Origin of the sequence: Exiguobacterium sp. s56, from assembly GCF_018618255.1 — a bacterium.
Lineage (GTDB): Bacteria > Bacillota > Bacilli > Exiguobacteriales > Exiguobacteriaceae > Exiguobacterium > Exiguobacterium chiriqhucha.
Genome location: NZ_JACSLR010000017.1, coordinates 44,132 through 60,862, shown reverse-complemented (window position 1 = coordinate 60,862; position 16,731 = coordinate 44,132). Strand labels below are relative to the sequence as shown.

The 16,731-nt window shown below is 54.7% G+C and carries 19 protein-coding genes; 9 read left to right on the top strand and 10 right to left on the bottom strand.

The window, feature by feature from the left end:
* Positions 1-86 precede the first annotated feature (86 nt).
* Positions 87-869, bottom strand: a complete 783-nt coding sequence (locus KNP71_RS13910; RefSeq protein ID WP_251132821.1) for a PDC sensor domain-containing protein — start codon at positions 867-869, stop codon at positions 87-89.
* A gap of 157 nt (positions 870-1,026) precedes the next feature.
* Between KNP71_RS13910 and KNP71_RS13905 the strand changes: the two genes are divergently transcribed.
* The 4 genes from KNP71_RS13905 (at position 1,027) to KNP71_RS13890 (ending at position 3,892) form a co-directional block, all read left to right on the top strand.
* Positions 1,027-1,698 (top strand): DsbA family protein, encoded by a 672-nt coding sequence (locus tag KNP71_RS13905; protein ID WP_021066759.1) that lies wholly within the window; start codon positions 1,027-1,029, stop codon positions 1,696-1,698.
* Positions 1,695-2,111 (top strand): disulfide oxidoreductase, encoded by a 417-nt coding sequence (locus KNP71_RS13900; protein WP_021066760.1) that lies wholly within the window; start codon positions 1,695-1,697, stop codon positions 2,109-2,111. Before KNP71_RS13905 ends, KNP71_RS13900 begins: the two co-directional genes overlap by 4 nt.
* A gap of 11 nt (positions 2,112-2,122) precedes the next feature.
* Entirely contained in the window at positions 2,123-2,710 is a 588-nt protein-coding gene (locus KNP71_RS13895; protein ID WP_029595916.1) for an SCO family protein, read from the top strand.
* 87 nt (positions 2,711-2,797) lie between these two features.
* Positions 2,798-3,892: an MBL fold metallo-hydrolase gene (locus tag KNP71_RS13890; RefSeq protein WP_251131465.1), complete on the top strand. Its 1,095-nt coding sequence runs from the start codon at positions 2,798-2,800 to the stop codon at positions 3,890-3,892.
* Between the two features lie 22 nt (positions 3,893-3,914).
* On the opposite strand, the gene KNP71_RS13885 is transcribed toward KNP71_RS13890, so the two are convergent.
* A complete protein-coding gene (locus KNP71_RS13885) occupies positions 3,915-5,132 on the bottom strand; it encodes an MFS transporter (RefSeq protein WP_131471020.1) in 1,218 nt (405 codons plus the stop codon).
* A 163-nt stretch (positions 5,133-5,295) separates the two neighbouring features.
* Here KNP71_RS13885 and relB point away from each other — a divergent pair, with 163 nt between their 5' ends.
* The gene (gene relB, locus KNP71_RS13880; RefSeq protein WP_029595913.1) at positions 5,296-5,514 is read left to right on the top strand and encodes a type II toxin-antitoxin system RelB family antitoxin; all 219 of its coding nucleotides are present in this window, start codon (positions 5,296-5,298) and stop codon (positions 5,512-5,514) included.
* A gap of 54 nt (positions 5,515-5,568) precedes the next feature.
* Here the strand turns inward: relB and KNP71_RS13875 are convergent, their stop codons facing one another.
* Entirely contained in the window at positions 5,569-6,264 is a 696-nt protein-coding gene (locus KNP71_RS13875) for a DsbA family oxidoreductase (protein ID WP_214799020.1), read from the bottom strand.
* A gap of 86 nt (positions 6,265-6,350) precedes the next feature.
* Positions 6,351-6,995 (bottom strand): PAQR family membrane homeostasis protein TrhA, encoded by a 645-nt coding sequence (trhA, locus tag KNP71_RS13870; protein ID WP_029595912.1) that lies wholly within the window; start codon positions 6,993-6,995, stop codon positions 6,351-6,353.
* A 124-nt stretch (positions 6,996-7,119) separates the two neighbouring features.
* Here trhA and KNP71_RS13865 point away from each other — a divergent pair, with 124 nt between their 5' ends.
* Positions 7,120-7,644, top strand: coding sequence for a DUF1836 domain-containing protein (locus tag KNP71_RS13865; protein WP_214799018.1), 525 nt, complete (start codon positions 7,120-7,122; stop codon positions 7,642-7,644).
* A 40-nt stretch (positions 7,645-7,684) separates the two neighbouring features.
* Here the strand turns inward: KNP71_RS13865 and KNP71_RS13860 are convergent, their stop codons facing one another.
* From KNP71_RS13860 to KNP71_RS13850, 3 genes are all read right to left on the bottom strand, one after another.
* Positions 7,685-8,299, bottom strand: coding sequence for a PH domain-containing protein (locus KNP71_RS13860; protein WP_021066768.1), 615 nt, complete (start codon positions 8,297-8,299; stop codon positions 7,685-7,687).
* Between the two features lie 13 nt (positions 8,300-8,312).
* The gene (locus KNP71_RS13855) at positions 8,313-9,146 is read right to left on the bottom strand and encodes an aldo/keto reductase (protein ID WP_214830924.1); all 834 of its coding nucleotides are present in this window, start codon (positions 9,144-9,146) and stop codon (positions 8,313-8,315) included.
* A 63-nt stretch (positions 9,147-9,209) separates the two neighbouring features.
* The gene (locus KNP71_RS13850) at positions 9,210-10,121 is read right to left on the bottom strand and encodes an MBL fold metallo-hydrolase (protein WP_214830922.1); all 912 of its coding nucleotides are present in this window, start codon (positions 10,119-10,121) and stop codon (positions 9,210-9,212) included.
* Between the two features lie 362 nt (positions 10,122-10,483).
* Here KNP71_RS13850 and abc-f point away from each other — a divergent pair, with 362 nt between their 5' ends.
* The 3 genes from abc-f (at position 10,484) to KNP71_RS13835 (ending at position 13,994) form a co-directional block, all read left to right on the top strand.
* Positions 10,484-12,178, top strand: coding sequence for a ribosomal protection-like ABC-F family protein (gene abc-f / locus KNP71_RS13845; protein ID WP_214830921.1), 1,695 nt, complete (start codon positions 10,484-10,486; stop codon positions 12,176-12,178).
* 12 nt (positions 12,179-12,190) lie between these two features.
* Positions 12,191-12,967 (top strand): hypothetical protein, encoded by a 777-nt coding sequence (locus KNP71_RS13840; protein ID WP_214755708.1) that lies wholly within the window; start codon positions 12,191-12,193, stop codon positions 12,965-12,967.
* A gap of 115 nt (positions 12,968-13,082) precedes the next feature.
* Positions 13,083-13,994, top strand: a complete 912-nt coding sequence (locus KNP71_RS13835) for a cation diffusion facilitator family transporter (RefSeq protein WP_029595906.1) — start codon at positions 13,083-13,085, stop codon at positions 13,992-13,994.
* Between the two features lie 40 nt (positions 13,995-14,034).
* Here the strand turns inward: KNP71_RS13835 and KNP71_RS13830 are convergent, their stop codons facing one another.
* From KNP71_RS13830 to KNP71_RS13820, 3 genes are all read right to left on the bottom strand, one after another.
* Complete coding sequence (locus KNP71_RS13830; RefSeq protein ID WP_029595905.1) at positions 14,035-15,174, bottom strand: zinc-dependent alcohol dehydrogenase; 1,140 nt, start codon at positions 15,172-15,174, stop codon at positions 14,035-14,037.
* 106 nt (positions 15,175-15,280) lie between these two features.
* A complete protein-coding gene (locus KNP71_RS13825; RefSeq protein WP_029595904.1) occupies positions 15,281-16,138 on the bottom strand; it encodes a metallophosphoesterase in 858 nt (285 codons plus the stop codon).
* Between the two features lie 95 nt (positions 16,139-16,233).
* Complete coding sequence (locus tag KNP71_RS13820; RefSeq protein WP_021066776.1) at positions 16,234-16,647, bottom strand: organic hydroperoxide resistance protein; 414 nt, start codon at positions 16,645-16,647, stop codon at positions 16,234-16,236.
* Positions 16,648-16,731 lie beyond the last annotated feature (84 nt).

Genomic DNA, 16,731 nt, shown 5'->3' with positions numbered 1-16,731 from the left:
AAACGGCTTGAGCCCTGTCGAATACAGGTCTCAAGCCGCATAGTCCGGTTTTCATTATTTGCCCTGTCTACTTGACGGGGAGCAGTTCAATCTTTATAACCTTCACCGGTGGCGACACCAGTCAAATAAGAAGTTCCGTCTTGCCACGTGTCGACGTGCCAGCCTTCTTTCAATGACGTTGGAAGCGGTTTGCCGACGAGGTGGTCGGGACCGAGCAACACCGTGTTGTCACGTCCGCTGACGACGAACAAGTCGGTATACTCGGACTGATGGTGGAGCGTCCGGTTGAAGTGGCGGAGCACTTCATTGCCCCATTCCCAACTAAGGTGGGTCGCGAGCACGCCTTGGAAGGTCCCGTCACGGACGAGCGGGACGCTGATGTCGACGAACTGGAGGACTTCGCCACTCGGATTCGGCAACAGCTCGGCGAGCAACACGGCTTCATGCACATCGCCGATGAACGGCTCAGTCTGTGCCTCGAGGAAAACAGGGCGTTCTTTGATGCTGGCGCCTTCTAAGATTCCGTTCGTCGAAGCGACGACGTTCCCCGACGCGTCGGTCACGCCCATCCACGAGAAAGCGGGGATGTTCGTCTGGACCTGGTCGAGCAGGGCCCGGCTCGAGGCAGGGTCGTTCAAGGCGTCAAGCCCTTGAAGTAATTGCACTTCTTGATAGCGTGACCACATGTAAAAGTCGAGCTTGTCGACGAGCTGATGCGACGTCATCGACAACCGTTCCCCAATCTCCGCTTCGAGCGAGGCGGCGGAACGTTGACTCGTCATATACGTAAGCGTGATGGTGAGTAAAAAAACGAGTGTGGCGATGCTGAGCGCCAAAATGAGACCGAGACGCATCGAAAATGATTTCATGAACAAATTCCTCCTACAATAACAACATCCACTTTGTTCATCGTCATTTTTTCCATGACATGAAGCAAAGTTGAGAAAAAACAAGGTCGATTTCGTGGAAACAGATAGCGCTTTCGTTATAATGAAAGACGAATCGATACAAATAGAGGTGAAACGATTGAAACAGAACAAACTATTAGTCATCGCGACACTGCTCGCGGTCGCCCTCGTGGCCGTCGTGGTCGTCTTGATGAATCAACCGACCGAACAAGCCGAGACGGCGGCACCGGCGACGACAGAACACGTGTCGACGGAAGGTCAGCCGACGCTCGGTGATGCAGACGCACCCGTCTCGGTCGTCGAATTCGGGGATTACAAATGCCCGTCTTGTAAACAGTGGGGCGAAACGGTCTATCCGAAGTTGAAAGAAGACTATATCGATACAGGGAAAATCAGTTTCAGCTACATCAACGTCCTGTTCCACGGACAAGAGTCGATTTTGGCATCGCTCGCGTCTGAGTCGGTGTATAAACAAGACCCGGACGCGTTCTGGGAGTTCCATAAGGCGCTTTACGACGCGCAACCGGCGAGTCAACAGCACGACGAGGCATGGGTCACGGTTGAGCGGTTGACAGAGATTGCGAGCGAGACGACATCGGTCGACGTGGCGAAGCTCGAGGACGATTTGAGTGAGAACTCGACGGTGCTCGAACAGGTGAGTCTCGATGACGGGCTCGTTAAAGAGCACGGTGTCCAGTTCACACCGTCAATCATGATTAACGGCGTCATGCTCGAGGACCCGTTCGATTACGAGACGATTGAGCGATTGATTGAGCAAGGCACGCCATGAAGCAGTCATTCTTGACCCGTTATGGTCTGTATCTCGCTTGGCTCGTCGCCCTCACGGCGACGCTCGGCAGTCTTTATTTCAGCGAGATTCGCGAGTTCGTGCCATGTGAGCTCTGCTGGATTCAACGCATCTTTATGTATCCGCTCGTCATCTTGCTCGGGGTCGCCGTGTTCACGGACGACCGGGCGGTGAAGAAGTATGTATTGCCGCTCTCCATCCTCGGAGGCCTGGTTTCACTGTACCATTATTTGGTTCAAAAAGTACCCGGTTTCGCCGATATCAAGCCGTGCGTGCAAGGCGTACCGTGCAACGTGCAATACATCAACTGGTTCGGGTTCGTGACGATTCCGTTCCTTGCCTTGACGGCATTTACTTTGATCACGCTCCTCGTCTGGCGCGTGAGACGCAATTGACAATGAAGGAGATGGAACGTGTGAAGAAATGGATGCTCATCGGATTGATCAGCTTGATGGCGGTGCTCGCCGCGTGCGGCCAGGAGATTGAAGACCCGCTCAATTGGGAGATCGAGTCGTTCGACTATATGAATCAAAATGAAGAGATGGTTAGTCTGGACGATTTGAAGGGCAAAGTTTGGATGGCCGACTTCGTCTTCACGAGCTGTGAGACGGTCTGTCCACCGATGACGTACAACATGACGAAACTCAATGAAGCGCTCGTCGAGGAAGGCGTCGAAGACGTCCAATTCGTGTCGTTCAGCGTCGACCCGACCGTCGATACGCCGGACAAGATTCAAGCGTTCATGGCTGATTACGACTTGGCGAAAGCCGATTGGCAATTCTTGACGGGCTATTCGCAAGAAGAGATTGAGGCGTTCGCGCAACAAAACTTCAAAGCGCTCGTCCGCAAACCGTCAGAAGGCACCCAAGTGGATCACGCGACGTGGTTCTATCTCGTCGACCAGGACGGGAAAATCATCAAGGCGTATCAAGGATTCCAAGACGTGCCAATCGAGGATATCGTCAATGACATCAAGATTTTACAGAACTCATAAGACGGCCTGTGCCGTCTTTTTTGTATTCGAAAACAGGGGAATCGGCGTTGGTGCCGTATAATGAATAAGGTAGAGGAGTGGATGGAATTGAAGAAGACACTATTATTTTCATTGATGGGCCTGGCTGCCGTGACAGGTACCGTGCTCACGCAATATAAACCGCTCGGGAAAAAGCCGAAGGCGCTCCGGTCGCCGAACCTGGTGAACGGCAAGTTCCAGAATCAGCTCGAGACGCCGATGCGGTTCTCATCGGACGATATGATCTCGATGTCGAAGGAATATTTGAATCCGGACTCGCTCCGGAAACCGAGCGAGCGCTTACCGGTCGTCCCGATCGACTTCAGCGAGAAACTCGGTTCAAGCTTCACACGCATCTATTGGCTCGGACACTCGGCGATGCTCGTCCAAATGGACGGTAAGACGATGCTCGTCGACCCGATGTTCGGCCGGAGCCCATCGCCGCTCCCGTTCGCGAAGAACGAGCGGTTCAGCGAAGACTTGCCGTTCGAGCTCGACGACTTGCCGGACATCGATGTCGTCTTGCTCACGCACGACCATTACGACCATTTGGACTATGCGACGATTCAAGCGATTCAAGACAAGGTCGCCGTCTTCATCGTCCCGCTCGGCGTCGGTAGCCACTTGAAACGGTGGGGCGTCGGGGCGGAACGCATCGTCGAGCGCGATTGGGGCGAGACGTTTGACTTCGGCTCATGGACGTTCGTCTGTGCGCCGGCTCGGCACTTCTCGGGCCGCTCGCTCACCGACCGCAACGCGACGCTCTGGGCGTCATGGGTCGTCCTCGGCGAGACGGACCGCCTGTTCTTCAGCGGGGACGGCGGGTATGGACCACACTTCAAAGAAATCGGCGATGCGTACGGACCGTTCGATTTCGCCGCGCTCGAATGCGGACAATACGATGAGCGCTGGCCGGACGTGCACATGCAACCGAGTGAGACGGCACAGGCGTTCCGTGACGTCAAAGCCGACAAGATGCTCCCGATCCATTGGGGCGCGTTCACGCTATCGTTCCATGCCTGGTTCGACCCAGCTGAGCAGATGGTGGGGCTCTTACCACGAGAGGACGTGCTCACGCCACGAATCGGTGAGCGGATCACACTCGACGGACGGAACGACACGACCAACTGGTGGCGTGACATCGAAGACACGAACAAGCGATGACCGAATCGGTCACCGCTTGTTTTTATGAAGAGAGGCGTTCGGCCTCGTCCGGTTCGATATGAAGTTTGTGTTTGCGCGTATAGACGAGGAACGCTGCCGTCATGAGGATCGAGCTGATCCCGAACAAGACGACCATGAGCTGTAAGCCGATCAAGTCGAGGAAGAAGCCAGTGACGAGCAACACGACTTGGAAGACGATCCGGTCGAGCATGTTCCGGAACGAGAAGAAGCGGCCGTGATAGTCTTTCGGCATCCGTGTCTGGAAAATCGTCACGGCCGTCGGGAAGAAGCAACCGACCGAGAAGCCGAACAAGACGAATGCGGCGATCGAGACGGCCGGGATGTCGGCGAAGTAAAGCATGAGCTGGGCGATTCCAATCAAAAACGAGAACGTGAACAAGATGGAGAACACGGAGAACTTCTCACCGATCCGTTTGATGAGGAACGCACCGACCATGAAGGCAATCCCTTCGGCCGTGTAAATCCATCCTTTGATTGCCGTCGAATCTTGCAGCTCGCTAATGTTGATGACGAGCAAGTTGAACCCACCGATGAAGAGGAGCGGGATGAGCGTCATGACGAGTGTCATAAAGATGACCGGAATCGATTTGATGATTGGAAAGACGTCCTTGAACCCGCCGGACGATTTCGCGTCCACTTTCTTCGCAGACGGGACGGTCGTCTCGTCGATCTTCAAGAACCACGTCGCGACGGCGAGAAGCAGATAAGCGACAAGCGAGAGCGCGTAGACGTCCCGAAGTGAGATGAGCGTGAGCAAGATGCCGGCGATGGCCGTCCCGATGACCCGGGACAGCGTCGACACGTTCATATGCACCCCGTTCAAGGCGAGCAGCTCCCGTTCCTTGACGATGAGCGGGATGGCGGCCTGGAGTGCCGGGAAGTAGAACGCGGCCGACCCTTGCAGGAAGACGAGGAAGACGACCATCCACAGCACGCTTCCCGTCTCGATGGCGACGAACATGAATAGAACGCTCAGCGCCCGGACAATACTTGAGATGAGCATGATTTTCTTTTTCGAGCCTTGGTCGGTGAGACGGCCGGCGAGCGGCCCGATGGCGACCCCGGCGAGCAATCCGCCAGCGAGGATGAGCGCCTTGACGAAGTCAGACGGCACTTTCTCCTGCATGAACTCCAAGTTGCCGATGATGCCGAGCCAAAGCCCGAGACCGGCGACGAACTCCCCGGTCAAGATGATCCAGACGTTGCGATTTTTCCACATATGGTTAAGTCCTCGATTCTTATTAGGTAATAATAATTATCCTTCAGAACGATTTAGAAAGCTACAAAAAAGAAGCCGGGATTCGGCTTCCGAGAGATATAAGTTTTGACTACATGAACATTTCCATTTTGTAATACAATGTTCCATATAGGAGGTCGATTGTATGAGGACGATATCTTTTGAACTCAACGAAGAAGACGAGCGTCTGATTAGAGCGTATGCAAAGTCTAAGAACCTCTCCCTCTCGACTCTCGTTCGGGACACTGTCTTTGAACGTATCGAGAATGAACTCGATTTGAAATTTTACAACGAAGCAATGCATAGGCACAAAGAACGTTCTGAAACCATTTCATTTGAGGATATGATGAAAGATTTAAATTAACAAAAAAGCATTCGTCCAAATATGGGCGAATGCTTTGCTTTTATTCGTTTCACATCAAATATCGCAGTTATCGTCCGTGCACGTCGCGCCACCCGAGAGCACTTGAAGCGTCGGTGCCGATTCGGCCCACGTCTTCTCGAGCACTTGCGTGAACGCCTCGGTCGGCTGGGCGCCAGAGACGCCATATTTATTATCGAAGACGAAGAACGGGACACCGGTGATGCCGAGGTCGCTCGCGCGCTTCTCTTCAGCGCGGACGTCTTCTGTGTATACGTCTGAAGCGAGCACGTCTTTCACGGCGTCGGCATCGAGTCCGACACTTGTTGCGATCTCGACGAGGACGTCGTGGTCGCCGATATGTTTCGCGTCGACGAAATACGCCTTAAGGAGCGCTTCTGACAATTCTTTCTCTTTTCCGACCGTCTTCGCATAGTGCGTCAACCGGTGTGAGTCAAGTGTACCCGTGACGACCATGTTGTCGAAATCGTACTCAAGTCCGACGGTGCGGGCCTGGGCGGCGACTTGGGCCGTTGTGCCTTTCGCCTGATCGAGCGGCATGTTGTATTTCTTCGCGAGTGCTTCGTAAATCGAACGCGAGTCCGACGTCGGTGCGTTCGGGTCGAGCTCGAAGCTCTTGAACTCCACTTCGACGTTGTCCGCGTGCGGGAACTGTTCGAGCGCTTCTTCTAGACGGCGCTTGCCGATATAACAGAACGGACAGACATAGTCTGACCAAACTTCAATTTTCATAGTTAATCCCTCCTACAGTCAGTGTAGGATGTCTTGAAATCGAAGTAAATGAATGTGCTCACGAAAAAAGCCCTCGCAAGGAGGACTTAGAAAACGTACCAGAACACGCAGACGAAATGGGCGAAACTGCCGAACAAGATGAACAAATGGAACACCTCGTGGAAGCCCCAACCGCGCCAGTTGACGAACTTCGGCTTGAAGCCGTAGATGAGCCCGCCAATCGTGTACATGACGCCACCGAGGATGAGCCAGAAGATGCCGGCGTTGCCGATGACGTCATGAAGCGGTCCGATGAAGAACACCGATAACCAGCCCATGCCGATATAGAGCGCTGTCGACAAGAAGCGTGGTGCGTGGAACCAGACGAGCTTGAAGATGATCCCGAACAAGGCGAGCGCGTGGACGGTGCCGAACAACACCCAACGCGTCGGCCCTTCGAGCGCAAGCAACGTGAGCGGGGCGTACGTCCCGGCAATCAAGGCGTAAATCATCGCATGATCGATTCTACGGAAGAAGGCGATGACGTTCGGTGAGGCGATGATGCTATGGTACAGACCGGACGACAAATAGAGAAAGACGAGGCTAATGCCAAACAAAATCGCAGCCATAATGGCGAGCGGCTCGCCGAGCAGTGACGCTTTCACCGTCATCGCAATCAACGCGACGAACGCGAGCACGGCACCGGCCAAGTGGGTCAGTGCGTTAATCGGTTCCCGAAAAATCGAATTCATGTAAAACACTCCTTATCACGTCATGTAGTATCCATAACTACATGATAAGCTGTATACGTCAGAACGACAAGGTTTTTGTTTCGACAAATCCGGTTTGTCCGTATACTGAAGGGGAGGTGATTCGATGAAACCGCATGAAATTGTAGAGACGGAAGGGACGTTGCCGAAGCAGGTGCTCCCGACGATTGACTTATATATGGACCAAGTCATCCAGCTGTTCGAGCAACATTACGGCAAGATGAAACGGAGTGACGACGAGACGATTTTGACGAAGACGATGATCAACAACTACGCCAAAGGTAAGCTGTTCCATCCCGTCAAAAACAAGAAGTACACGAACGAGCACTTGATGTTGCTCAGCCTGATTTACGAGATGAAAGGATTGCTCTCGATCAATGACATCAAAGAGACGCTCCGGCCGCTGAACGAGTCGGACGAGGGCTTCTCGCTCGAGGACTTCTATGACGCGTACCAGGTTCAGAAAGAACAGAACATGCAGGCGTTCGAGGAACAAGCCGAGACGCTTCTCGCCAACGTGCGCACGAACGAGACGAACGGCATCCAACAGTCGCTCGCCATCGCCTCGGCCGTCCATATGAGCCACTTGTTCCAACGGCTCGCCGAACAGTTGATTGATGAAAGTAAATAAAAATGGCCTACGATTCGTCTGAATCGTGGGCCATTTTTCATTAGTTGTTGATGTACTTCTCGAACACGTCACCGAAATCTTTGCGGTTCCACTCGTGGTAGTGACCTTTAAGCCAGTCGAAGCTCTGTTCATTCAATTCCTTGAACGTCGAGGCGACATTCATATCGCCTTGACGAAGCCCGCTCAAAATCGACACCGAATGCGTGAGCGAGGCGTTGGCATACTCCATCATCTTCCGGCCTTCGCGTTGTTTCTCGGCGATGGCGAGGAGCGATTTGTACAAGTCTTTCACATGCTCGATTTGTTTCTTGTTCACGTCAATCGAATACGGCTTGTCGCCGATGGTGAATTTGATCTCGACGTCCATGTCGACCGTGCCGGCCGTCTCGAACATGACGTTATTCAATGGGAAGTGGGCGTATGGATAGCGATACAAGACGCGTTTCGAACTCATCGCGCTCGTCCCGTCGAGGTGAATCATCGCCAAGTTCGTGAAGCAGTACTCGTCCGATTTCGACTTGATTAAGAAGTAAATCTTCTCGTTGTCCTCATGGAGGACGTAATCGTCCGAATCCGCCTTATCGAAATCTTTCGGGTCGATGACTTCACCGATATCGCTGAAGCCCGTCAAATCAGAAGCTAGTTTTTTGAACATGTCAAATCTCTCCTCAGTAGTGGATTTTGTGCATCTCGTTCGGGTCAGACCCGGTCCGCTCGTTTCGGTTGAGTCCGTCGATCGCGTGCATCTCTTCTTTCGTCAACGTGAAGTCGAACACCTCTATATTCTCACGAATTCGACTCGGCGTGACCGATTTCGGGATGACGGCGACACCGTTCTGTAAGTGCCAACGCAGGATGACTTGAGCCGGTGATTTCCCGTGCTCGGTCGCAATCTCGGCGATGACCGGATCCTCAAGCGCCTCGCGCCCTTTCATGAGCGGGCTCCACGCCTGGATTTGAATATCGTACCGCTGGCAGAACGCGATCAACTCTTTTTGGGACAAGTATGGGTGGATCTCGACTTGGTTCACTGCCGGGACGATCGAGCACGACTGGATGATCTGTTCGAGGTGGCTGACCTCGAAGTTCGAGACCCCGATGGCCCGTACCTTGCCTTCCTCATACAACTGTTCGAGCGCTTTATACGTCTCGACGAATTTACCGAAGCGCGGCATCGGCCAGTGAATCAAGAACAAGTCGACATATTCGAGCCCGAGCCGGTCGAGGCTATCTTGGAACGCTTGGAGTGCCTCGTCATAGCCGTGGAACTCGTTCCACAGTTTCGTCGTCACGAAGATGTCTTCCCGCGGGACGCTTGACTCGCGAATCGCTTGGCCGACGCTCTCCTCGTTTTGATAGATGGCCGCCGTGTCGATTAACCGATAGCCGGCATCAAGCGCCGCTTTGACCGTGTCGACCGTGACCGCTCCGTCTTCCACTTTGTACACGCCGAGTCCGAGCATCGGCAGTTTCACATCATTGTTGAGTGTTGTCCATTCCATAAATTGATTCCCTCCCTCTCACCTCTTACGTTACCGAAAATCGTCCGGAAGTGAAAGCGAAAGCTACAGCCGAATGCTTTCGCCGTGCGCCTTGATCACGATTTGATCACGTTCAAGCTTTGCCGCGGCGACGAGTCGCTCATACGGCTCCTCGACGGATTCGTAGGATAAGACGAACGTGTCCCAATGCATCGGGAAGAAACGCTTCGCGCCGCTCTGTTTGAACATCGTCCATGCTTGTTCCGGCGTGCAGTGGGCTTCCTCGAACGACTCCGGTTGATAGGCACCGATTGGGAAGAAAGCGAGGTCGATCGGTTCTTTGTTCGCGAGCCCGTTGAACGACTCGGTGAACGCCGTATCCCCGGCGAACAACATGCGGACGCCTTTATATTTCAAGACGTAGCCGTTATAGCCCATATGTTTGTCCCACGGGAAACGATTACCCCAGTGGGCGACGGGGATGGCTTGGACGTGAAGCCCGTTCGCGAGCGTCAGCTTGTCGTGCGGATGCATCTCGAGCGTCTGCAGACTCGGGTATTTACGTAACAGCTTGCTCGTGCCCGGGGCCGAGATGACGACCGTGTCGCGGGTGATCAGTCGTTTCAGACTCTTATGGTCGAAGTGGTCCATATGGGCGTGGCTGAGCAGGATGACGTCGACGTGCCCGATCTCCTCAATCGAGAGGGCAGGGGCGGTATGACGTTTCATCCCGAACGTGACCGGCCCGACGTGGACGCCAATCCGCTTCGAGAACACCGGATCCGTCAAAATTTTCAAGCCGTACCAATGGATGAGCACGGTCGAATGGCCGACCCAAGTGGCACTGATCATCGTCTCATCGAACGAGGCGAGGTCCGGTTTGACCGTCGGGACTTTAAAAGCCGGTCGAGGCAGTCTTCGTTTCAATCGGGTATATAAGAACGTACCGACGCTCGCCAGGACGGCGCTCGGGACGAGCAGGTTTCGTAATCGCATAACAGTCACCTCATCATCTAAGATGGTTTAATCATACCGCTCGACCGACGACCCCGCATCCGCCGGAAGGTGTAGAAAAAATGGGAGATTGTGGTCCGGCTCTTGCGAATCCGCTTTCAATTTGGTACGGTGACAGTAACTTAGGAAAGGAAGGTACCGCGTGCCATGAAAAAGTCACACTCCCTCAACTGATGAAACGAATCATCACTGTTCGCACGAACAGTCACGGGTGAAGTGTGTCCAATTTCAGGCTAAGGGGTGACCCTTCTTTCCGCTTGACCGGATCTCTTCACACCACCGCACGTTGCGGATGGTGTTTTTTGTTTCATCGCGTATCGGACAAACTAGCGAGGTGAAACAATATGTTAAGTATGAAGCAAGTCCGGTTCGACCACGACCGGCAACCCTTATTCGACAACGTCTCGTTCGACGTCGCGGCAGGCGAACGGGCCGTCTTGTTCGGCCAGAACGGGTCCGGCAAGACGACGCTATTCAAGCTGCTCATAGGTGAACTGGCCCCACAGTCAGGTTTGATTGACGTCTTGGGCACGATCGGTGTCGTCGAACAGACGGTGTTTGATGGAGAAGAGACCGCGCTCGACTACGTCATGCAAGGCGACTTGGCGCGCTACAATCTCTACCTTGCCGTCACATCAGGGGATTCGGCGCGCGTGCTCGAAGCGTATGACGAGGCACTCGCGGTTGACGCCTTCGCGCTCGAACTTGAGGCGAGACAAGCCCTCAAACGACTTGGTCTTGACGGACATGACTCGAGCCGACTCCGCGAGTTGAGCGGCGGTGAACAGACACGGGTCCAACTCGCCCGTCTCACGATGCGACACGTCGATATCGTCCTGCTCGACGAGCCGACGAACCATCTCGATTTGGACTCAATCGAGTGGCTGACACGTTGGGTGGACGAGTTTTCGGGGATAGTGCTCGCTATCTCCCACGATCGTCAATTCATCGATGACGTTGCGACGGTCATCCTCGAGCTGAATGAGGGGACCATCGTCCGCTATCCGGGCAACTACACGGCGTATAAACATCAGAAGGCCGAGGAACGGGTACGCGACGAGCGAGCCCATGCCCGCTATATGGCGCGGAAGTCGGAGCTGCTCGATATGATCGCCCAATATAAGGGCTGGCATTTGAAAGCGAAAGCGACGGCGAGCGTGCGAAGTCCAGGCGCTCAAAAAAGCGCGGCGAACCTTGCCATCAAGATGAAGGCCCGGGAACGTAAACTCGAACAACTCGAAGGGACGCGACCTGAGCGTCCGAAAGATGCGGCCCATATCTCGGTTCGCTTCCAAGCCAACCCACTCGAGGCGAAGACGTGGATTGCGGTCGACGACATCTCGTTCGGTTACGACGTACCCCTCTTTGAGCGACTCTCGCTCACGGTGAACCGGGGTGACCGCATCTCCATCGTCGGGCCGAACGGGAGCGGGAAGACGACGCTGTTGAAACTATTGATCGGCGAACTCGCACCGGAGACCGGGGACATCAAGCGTCATCCGAAACTGAAAATCGGTTACTTCTCACAGACGCTCGCCCGACTGCCGGCCGAAGGAACGTTGCTCGAGGCGCTCCTGGCCGAAAGTGACATCACCGAGACGGAGGCGCGGACGCTGCTCGCCCATTTCTTGTTCCGCCGTGATGAGGTGTATAAGCCGATTCGAGAGGCGAGCATGGGGGAGAAGTGCCGCATCGCCTTCCTCATCTTGTACTTCTCGGACGCGGACCTGCTCGCCCTCGATGAGCCGACGAACTATTTGGACGTGGCCACACGGGAGCAAATCGAGGCCGCGCTCGAAGTGTATCGAGGCGGATTGATTCTTATCTCGCATGACCGGACGTTCCACCGCTTGACGGACCGGACGATTGAGCTCGGGGAGACGGTGCGCGTGCTCGAGTCCGGAGATACAAAGCCGGTCGACGTTGACGCGACGCTCCAGACGCTTGAGACATTGACGAGCGAACCGCATATTTTCTGCGACGAGGCAGGAAACGGCATCCCCCTTGCCGAATCCGAACAGAATAGACGAAACAAATAGGGGTGGAATCACATGAAAGAAGAAGTTCGGGCATCACGGGCCGCATCACGGAAACGGAAGCGGTTATGGCAAACGGCGACGGTCATCGCATTGATCGCTTCACTCGTCGGCGTCATCGCCTTCGCGGCCCTCATGGACACGAAGAAATCGGCGTTGCCGGAGACAGACGACATCGCGACCGAGTCGGTCAATAATGAATCAGAGCCGACAGAAGGAGACGAGCCGGAAGCGGAGGCCGACGAGTCAGCGGGAACGTACGTCTATATCGCGGCACCTTATACGAAAGTGTTCGCCGACGACCGGGCGACGGTCATTTATGAGGCCGACCTCGGTGACCGGTTCGAACAGCTCGAGGCCGTCAGTGGTTTCGTCAAGCTCCAATTGAATGAGCGGACGACCGGATGGGTGACGGAAGCACAAGTGACGGGAGAAGCGACGAGCATTTCCGATGACGATGTGACCGCGGCATGGAAGACCGTCGTCCCGACGGCGGATGCGGCGACAATCGAAGTGCTCGGCCAAGACATCGACAGTGTCCGGGCCACGCTCGGTACCCCGAAAGCGGTCCAGCGTGACCAAGTGAACGAATACCATTTCTATGACGGCTTCTTCTTGATGGTACGTGACCAACAAGTGCGGGCGATCGACTGGGACCGCCAAGCGGTCGCGACGCCTGATGTGACGGCGACGAGCAGCCAAAACGCTGGCAGTTGGTATGAAGGTGAGACTCGCCAGTTGAAGTTGTTCCCCTATGACGGCGTCATGCGGGTCCGGCTCGAACAGAAATAACGACAATCGTCGAGAGGACATCCCTTTCGGCGATTGTTTTTATGTATTCATTCAAATGAACGTTTGAATGTTTGAGGTGGAAGGTATAGACTATATAGAGAGAGGGGGAGAAACAATGGGCGCACATCACGATCATCACGGGCACGACCATCACCATCATCATACGACGAACCAACGGGCATTATTCTGGTCGTTCGTCCTGATTGCGACGTTCATGGTCGTCGAAGTCATCGGCGGATTATGGACGAACAGTTTGGCGCTCTTGTCGGACGCGGGGCATATGCTTAGCGACGCGGCCGCACTCGGGCTCAGTTTCCTCGCTGTCCGGTTCGGGGCACGGCAAGCGACGCCGGAGCGGACGTTTGGCTATCGACGCTTCGAGATTTTAGCGGCGTTCGTCAACGGCTTGACGTTGCTCGTCATCTCGATCTACATCAGCATCGAGGCGTATCAACGCTTGTTCGCACCGCCAGAGATTTTAAGCGGCGGCATGCTTTCGGTCGCCATCATCGGGTTACTTGTCAACGTGCTCGCGGCGTGGCTGCTCATGCGTGGCGAGCGTGATAACTTGAACGTCCGCAGTGCGCTGTTGCACGTGTTCGGTGATTTGCTCGGCTCGGTCGGAGCCATCACGGCGGCCGTGTTGATTATGGCGTTCGGCTGGACGCTCGCCGATCCAATCGCGAGCCTGTTCGTCGCCGTGCTCATCTTGATTAGTGGCTACCGGGTCACGCGGGAGGCGATTCACATCTTGATGGAAGGGACACCGGATCAAGTCGACGTCGTGGCGATGCAACGGGAGCTCGGAGGAGTGGCCGGGGTCAAAGAAGTCCATGACTTGCACGTCTGGTCAATCTCTTCGAACGAACTCGCCGTCACGTGCCACGTCTTAATCGAGGCGGACACGGACGACCAGCGCGTCTTGCGAGACGTGACGGAACGAATCCGGCAGTTCGCCACATTCGAGCGTTCGACCGTTCAAATCGAACGGGAAGCGCAATGTTGTGAGGAACGAACGATTTGGTAAACGAAGAAGCGGTCCCTGACAATGTCGGGGACCGCTTTCGTTATGGCTTCAAGACGACTTTGACGCAGTCATCTAAATGGTCGTTAAAGATTTTGTAGGCATCCGCCGCCTGTTCGAGTGGCAGGCGATGCGTGATGATGTCGGTCGGGTCGAACTTCTTGTCGACGATCATCTGGAACAGCTCAGGCATATAGTGGATGACTGGCGCTTGTCCAGTCCGGATGCTGACGTTGCGGGTGAAGAAGTCGCCGAGTGGGAACTGGTTATAGTTCATCGCATATATCCCGGTCAATTGGACCGTCCCGAACTTCCGGACCGCTTCTTTGGCGACTTTGATGGCGCTGAGCGTGCCGCCTTGGACCATCAACTTTTGCTCGACTTTCTCGATCGGGGACATCTTGCCGTCGAAGCCGACACAGTCGATGACGACGTCGGCCCCGCCGTTCGTGATCTCATGAATGTATTTGCCCGTGTCGACCGGGTCTTTCATGAGGACGGTCTCAACGTTGTTTGACAGTTTGGCACGGTTCAAGCGATACAATTCCGGGTCGACGGCGATGACGCGTTTCGCCCCGCGCACCCAGGCGAGCTTTTGGGTCATCAGGCCAACGGGCCCTGAGCCGAGGACGACGACCGTGTCGCCGGCTTTCATCCCGGAACTGTCCAAACTCCACCACGCCGTAGGGATGACGTCGGAGAGGAAGAGGAGCGCCTCGTCATCGAGTTCGCACGACTCCGGGATGACGAGCGGCATGAAGTTTCCATATGGTACTTTCAAATACTCGGCCTGCCCCCCAGGATGGTTCCCGAATTGCTCGGTGAATCCAAAGTAGCCGCCCGCGTCCGTATGGGGGGCGTGGTTCGAATTGTCACACTGACTTTCCATCTCGTTCTCGCAATAGAAACAATGGCCGCATGAGACGTTGAACGGCAAGACGACTCGGTCGCCTTTTTTCACTTTCGTGACATCCGGTCCGACTTCCTCGACGATGCCCATCGGCTCGTGGCCGATGACGTAGCCGTGTCGCGTCGGCATATTGCCTAAGTAGATGTGCAAATCTGATCCGCAGATGGCCGTTGAGGTGATTTTGACAATAATCTCTTCCCGATTCTCAATCTCCGGGTCTTTCACGTCCTTGACCTCGATGTTCTTTGCTCCTTGATAGGTTACAGCACGCATATGTTCACTTCCTCCTTTTTTTGAAAACAGGTAAGTTACAACAAGAGTACTCTACCCGTTTCACACGCATGCGAATCCGGGTTTTGGGGAAAATAGGAAAAGGGGCTCACTGAGGAGCCCCGGTCCCAGTGACGTCGATGACGACAATCTCCGGTGGATTGAATACACGTGGTACGCTGACGCTATAGTTGAAGCCGCGCCCGATGACGTGAGTGAACGACTCGTGCTCGTACAGACCGCCGGCATACTTCGGAAAGAAGCCCTGGTCCGGCGCGTACAGTCCGTTCAATAGATACGGGATGCGTACCTGACCGCCGTGGGCATGGCCCGATAGGACGAGATCGAACGGTAGGGCGGCGTATGTCTCGACTTGTTCGGCCCGGTGTGACAACAATAGGCTGAACGCCGTCTCCGTATCGACATCGCCTAGCGAAGTCAACGCCGTCTCTTCCCATCTCGCATGGATATTTTCGGTGTACGTTCGGAGCGGGTCTTCGAGCCCGCCGACGAGAATGTCGACGCCGTTGACGTTGACCGAGACCACCTCGTTCTCGAGCACCGTCACGCCATAGGAGCGGAACACGTCTTTGACGTCATGACGGACGAAATCGTCAGAGCCGTCAATCTCATGGTTACCGGTCACGAAATACATCGGCGCGATACCTTGCAATCCTTCAATCAATTCGAAGGAGGCGTCGGGTGAGCGGAAGCGGTCGAGAATATCGCCGGGTAGGGCGATCAAGTCTGGTTCTTGTTCCCGCACCTTGTCGATTAAGACGCGTTGGTCGTCCCCGTACGAGTAGCCATGCAAATCGGACAACAGAACGACCCGGAACGATTGTCCCGATGCGATTTTGTCGGACTCGACTGCGTAGTTTCGGATGGTCAGACCATTATAGAAAGCGGCGAAGAGGAATGCGACCCCGACGCCGATCGTCACATATTTGCGTTTACCTTTGAACATCGTCCGCCTCCTCTCGATGAATCGTTCGTTTCTTCATTCTACTCTGTAGAGTAGGGAGACGCAAAAAAAAGCCCGCTCGGAAGCGGGCCATCGGATTATGCTGCTTTAGCAGTCAACTTGACGTCGACGTTGCCGCGTGTCGCTTTTGAGTACGGGCAAACTTGGTGTGCCGCTTCGACGAGACGTTCCGCCGTCGCTTGGTCGACACCTTTGATTTCGACTTCGAGTTCGACCGAGATGAAGAAACCTTCATCGTCTTGGTTGAGCGTCACGTGTCCAGTGACGTTCGTGCCGTCTGTTTTAATACGTTCTTTGCCGATGACGAGGTTCAAGGCGCTACCGAAACATGCCGCGTAACCTGCTGCGAAGAGTTGCTCCGGGTTCGTCGCTTCGTCCGCGTGTTTTGAGCCAGGCATTGATACGTTCAAGTCGATGACGCCGTCCGTCGATGTGACGCGACCTTCGCGGCCACCAATTGCAGTTGCAGAAGCTGTGAATAATGGTTTCATGATTCAATTCCTCCATTTCGTTTTTAGGCAATTAAGTTGTACACAATCTAATTATAGGGCAGTCAAACAGATAAGCAAATGATA

What these genes read in the sequence shown, in the direction of transcription:
- KNP71_RS13840 (WP_214755708.1), top strand. Translation starts at nt 12,191, where the DNA reads ATGAAAGAAGAAGTTCGGGCATCACGGGCCGCATCACGGAAACGGAAG.
- KNP71_RS13825 (WP_029595904.1), bottom strand. Translation starts at nt 16,138, where the DNA reads ATGTTCAAAGGTAAACGCAAATATGTGACGATCGGCGTCGGGGTCGCA.
- KNP71_RS13855 (WP_214830924.1), bottom strand. Translation starts at nt 9,146, where the DNA reads ATGGAATGGACAACACTCAACAATGATGTGAAACTGCCGATGCTCGGA.
- KNP71_RS13820 (WP_021066776.1), bottom strand. Translation starts at nt 16,647, where the DNA reads ATGAAACCATTATTCACAGCTTCTGCAACTGCAATTGGTGGCCGCGAA.
- KNP71_RS13895 (WP_029595916.1), top strand. Translation starts at nt 2,123, where the DNA reads ATGGAACGTGTGAAGAAATGGATGCTCATCGGATTGATCAGCTTGATG.
- KNP71_RS13910 (WP_251132821.1), bottom strand. Translation starts at nt 869, where the DNA reads ATGAAATCATTTTCGATGCGTCTCGGTCTCATTTTGGCGCTCAGCATC.
- KNP71_RS13835 (WP_029595906.1), top strand. Translation starts at nt 13,083, where the DNA reads ATGGGCGCACATCACGATCATCACGGGCACGACCATCACCATCATCAT.
- KNP71_RS13860 (WP_021066768.1), bottom strand. Translation starts at nt 8,299, where the DNA reads ATGTTCAAAAAACTAGCTTCTGATTTGACGGGCTTCAGCGATATCGGT.
- KNP71_RS13885 (WP_131471020.1), bottom strand. Translation starts at nt 5,132, where the DNA reads ATGTGGAAAAATCGCAACGTCTGGATCATCTTGACCGGGGAGTTCGTC.
- KNP71_RS13875 (WP_214799020.1), bottom strand. Translation starts at nt 6,264, where the DNA reads ATGAAAATTGAAGTTTGGTCAGACTATGTCTGTCCGTTCTGTTATATC.
- KNP71_RS13900 (WP_021066760.1), top strand. Translation starts at nt 1,695, where the DNA reads ATGAAGCAGTCATTCTTGACCCGTTATGGTCTGTATCTCGCTTGGCTC.
- KNP71_RS13850 (WP_214830922.1), bottom strand. Translation starts at nt 10,121, where the DNA reads ATGCGATTACGAAACCTGCTCGTCCCGAGCGCCGTCCTGGCGAGCGTC.
- trhA (WP_029595912.1), bottom strand. Translation starts at nt 6,995, where the DNA reads ATGAATTCGATTTTTCGGGAACCGATTAACGCACTGACCCACTTGGCC.
- relB (WP_029595913.1), top strand. Translation starts at nt 5,296, where the DNA reads ATGAGGACGATATCTTTTGAACTCAACGAAGAAGACGAGCGTCTGATT.
- KNP71_RS13830 (WP_029595905.1), bottom strand. Translation starts at nt 15,174, where the DNA reads ATGCGTGCTGTAACCTATCAAGGAGCAAAGAACATCGAGGTCAAGGAC.
- abc-f (WP_214830921.1), top strand. Translation starts at nt 10,484, where the DNA reads ATGTTAAGTATGAAGCAAGTCCGGTTCGACCACGACCGGCAACCCTTA.
- KNP71_RS13865 (WP_214799018.1), top strand. Translation starts at nt 7,120, where the DNA reads ATGAAACCGCATGAAATTGTAGAGACGGAAGGGACGTTGCCGAAGCAG.